Raw genomic sequence first — 2747 nt, forward strand, 5'->3', positions numbered from 1 at the left:
GACACTACCTCGCGGCTCTCGATCGCGAACTCGACACCGATCCGACCGACACCGATTCGCCGTTCTGACGAGAAACCAGCACTCGCGCGCGACCACGGCTAGATGATCAGATTTCTACGGTTTCTCGTGATCGCCAACATTGGACCTCCCCCGCCCGCGGCGAGAGGCGCGAATACCGGATCCGGCGGGGATCCAACAGCAACAGCAAGTGTCATGCCTGTCTCGACGGCGTGGTGCGGGGCCGGTTTCGCGCCGAAAACACCTGAAGATCGGAGTGCTTGAGCTACTCGCTTCGAACGAGGCCCTCTTCGAGGTGACGGTTGGCAGCGGGTCCCCAGCCAAAGGGCACCGAGTGCTCCGTATCGCGTCGGGGGCGGGCGCGTCCAATTCAACCCCTCGGCGCTTGTGCTCGATGTTATGGGCTGCGTGGGGACAGGGTCTGCATTTCTGCAAATCCCTGATCCCCGGTTCGAATCCGGGCGGCGCCTCCAATGATTTCAGGGACTTACGCTGGGTGGGCGGAGTGGTTTTCCGGGGCCGGAAGCCATACGGAAGCAGCTGGGGCGGCCTTTTCTTGGCGAGACCGGCTCTTCGCGCATGGCGTCGGCCTCCGCACTCGAGCCGAAACACCGTAGTCCCGGTGGAGGCTCGGACGGCGCGACACCAGGCCGTCGATATTCTGTGCCCGGCTCCCCATATCGCTTCATCGCCCCGCGGGCTGAGTCCAGCGAAAGAGAGGTCAGGTGAAAAGGGGATGTTCTTCGGGCTGCGTCAGCCCCCGGGCTCCGGCTCGGCCAGGAGGTGCCACACCTGTTTCTGGTCCAGCTCCTGGACCGCTGCCTCCAGCAGCTTTCCAGTAGCCTTCTCGCCGTGGTAGTCGGCCTCATCGGAATCCAGGGAGGCCAAGGAAACCGGCTCCTGGTTGGTCACTACAAGCAGCGCTCTCGTGGGGCGGCTTTCCTCGTCAAAGCGGACACTGATCCGGCATTCCTTGGTTCCGTCAGGAGACTTGGCGATGTGTTCACGAGCCGTGACTCGGCCGTTGAACTTCTGGATCAGGTTGGTCTCGCGGATTCGGCCTTGCATTAGTGTCAGCCTCTGATCCCCCGTTGTTGTGTCAAGCGACCCGGTCGGCAGCTCTCGCCATGGCTCAAGCTGCTGGTCTTCTCTACTGCGTCAAGCTTCTCGGTCGTGTTGAGGATGTGAGCGATAAGCTCGCCAAGCAGCCGTACAGTGAGGAAATAACCGCGAACCGGCGCCAACCGCTCTCCGTCACGCGCGGGGGATTCGGGCCAGGTCTGCCCCGGGGGGCTCAGCATCGCTAGCATCGCCGAACAACCAAGGCGTGAAACCCCGAGAAGACGAAATGGACGAGGACCGGATCCGCATTCTTGACGAAAATGCTGGCGGCGAACAGCCACCGCTCGATTCCCAGTCCTCCGCCATTCTGCAAGCCCTTTCAGATCGTGACCCGGCACTGGCGAGCCTTTACATGGAGGGCCGGAGGCTTGTCTCGGCGACAGGCGGCCCTGCCAATGTCTTCCTGCTTGCTCATGTTGGGAGGGAACTCAGCCGAGCCGTCCTCCCTGTCGACCTTCCCCTTGAGCCCGGCCGATCGACCGAGCACTCGGCCGACCGCCATCGAGATCGGATCGCCTCGTTCCTCGGCCTTCCTCGCGAGAACCCGACGGTCGGCAGCTGGTTTCGCCTCCATGGTGAGTTCCAGAGGGCGGCACACTATCGGGAGCAAGCGCCAAGCTTCAACCACATCCAAAATTGCTTCCAACAGCTCGACGATCTCCTCTTCGGATTGCTTGCACCCTATTTCGATACGCACGAGGAGCTGCAGGCGCTGATCGATGAAGCCCATCCGACCGAGCGCCATGTAACATCCCTCGAGCGTCTCCTAGTGAGACCGCAACAACGACGTCATTTCTTCTCGCATCTCCGAAATCCCGAATGGCTGGAACCTCTCCTCGCTCGTGGCCACTTCAGCTCTCCCCCGGAGGTCCATGGAGAAGATGAGACGTGGCGCCATCGCGAATGGCCACAGGGGCGGTTCCTCGTCAATCTTGCAGGGGAGTCTCCCCGTGAGGTAGCGGCGGTGATCTTGTCGCTGCCTGATTCGTTGCAGAACCCAATTGTTTGGTTGACCGTGCTGGAGGCATCCGAAGCGATGCCTGTCCGAGACGCATCGGATCTCGTCCCGAGGATCTGCCGCGCCCTCGGGGGCACCTTCTCGGGCTACTTCGCCTTCAGAGCTGCAACGTTGGCGCATCGTCTCGCGAAAGCGGGGCTCGCGTCGTCCTTTGATCTTGCATATCGCCTGTTGTCGCTTCAACCCGAGGAGGCCGGCTCCGATTCGGGAACGGCCGATTGGCCACTGATGCGACTCCGAGAGCACGAGGGACGCGAGTTCTTCGTCGAGACCATGCCTGCCCTGGTGAAGATCGATCGCCTACGAGCCACTCGACTGCAAGTGGGACTGCTCGCGCGAGTGGCTCCCCACGACGAGGGGAGCCAACACTGGTGTGAGAACCTTGACGCGTGGCCGAGCGAGCATCGCCTTGCGTCCTACCTAGCGGTTTCCCTCGCCAAGGCTGCCGTCGGGGATGTCCCAGAACCGGTTGATTTTCTGAGAGTTTGAGAGCGGCGGCTCCTTCACCCTCCGTGTATTACGGAGGGGGTCACTACACCAAGAAGGAACCGCCACCATGACCAAGCATGCCAAGAAGTCCGATCATCTC

At 61.9% G+C, this 2747-nt stretch carries 2 protein-coding genes; one reads left to right on the forward strand and one right to left on the reverse strand.

What is annotated here, in order from left to right; all coding sequences use genetic code 11:
* Nucleotides 1-771: 771 nt before the first annotated feature.
* Nucleotides 772-1086 carry a hypothetical protein gene (locus GY937_20215; GenBank protein MCP5059036.1) on the reverse strand — a complete coding sequence of 105 codons (315 nt, stop codon included), beginning with the start codon at nt 1084-1086 and terminating at the stop codon, nt 772-774.
* Nucleotides 1087-1345: 259 nt separating this feature from the next.
* Here GY937_20215 and GY937_20220 point away from each other — a divergent pair, with 259 nt between their 5' ends.
* Nucleotides 1346-2647 (forward strand): hypothetical protein, encoded by a 1302-nt coding sequence (locus tag GY937_20220; GenBank protein MCP5059037.1) that lies wholly within the window; start codon nt 1346-1348, stop codon nt 2645-2647.
* Nucleotides 2648-2747: the final 100 nt, after the last annotated feature.

The sequence above is a fragment of the bacterium genome (assembly GCA_024228115.1).
Lineage (GTDB): Bacteria > Myxococcota_A > UBA9160 > UBA9160 > UBA6930.

Excerpts from the sequence above, each read along its gene's own strand:
- GY937_20215 (MCP5059036.1), bottom strand. The coding sequence starts at position 1,086 with ATGCAAGGCCGAATCCGCGAGACCAACCTGATCCAGAAGTTCAACGGC.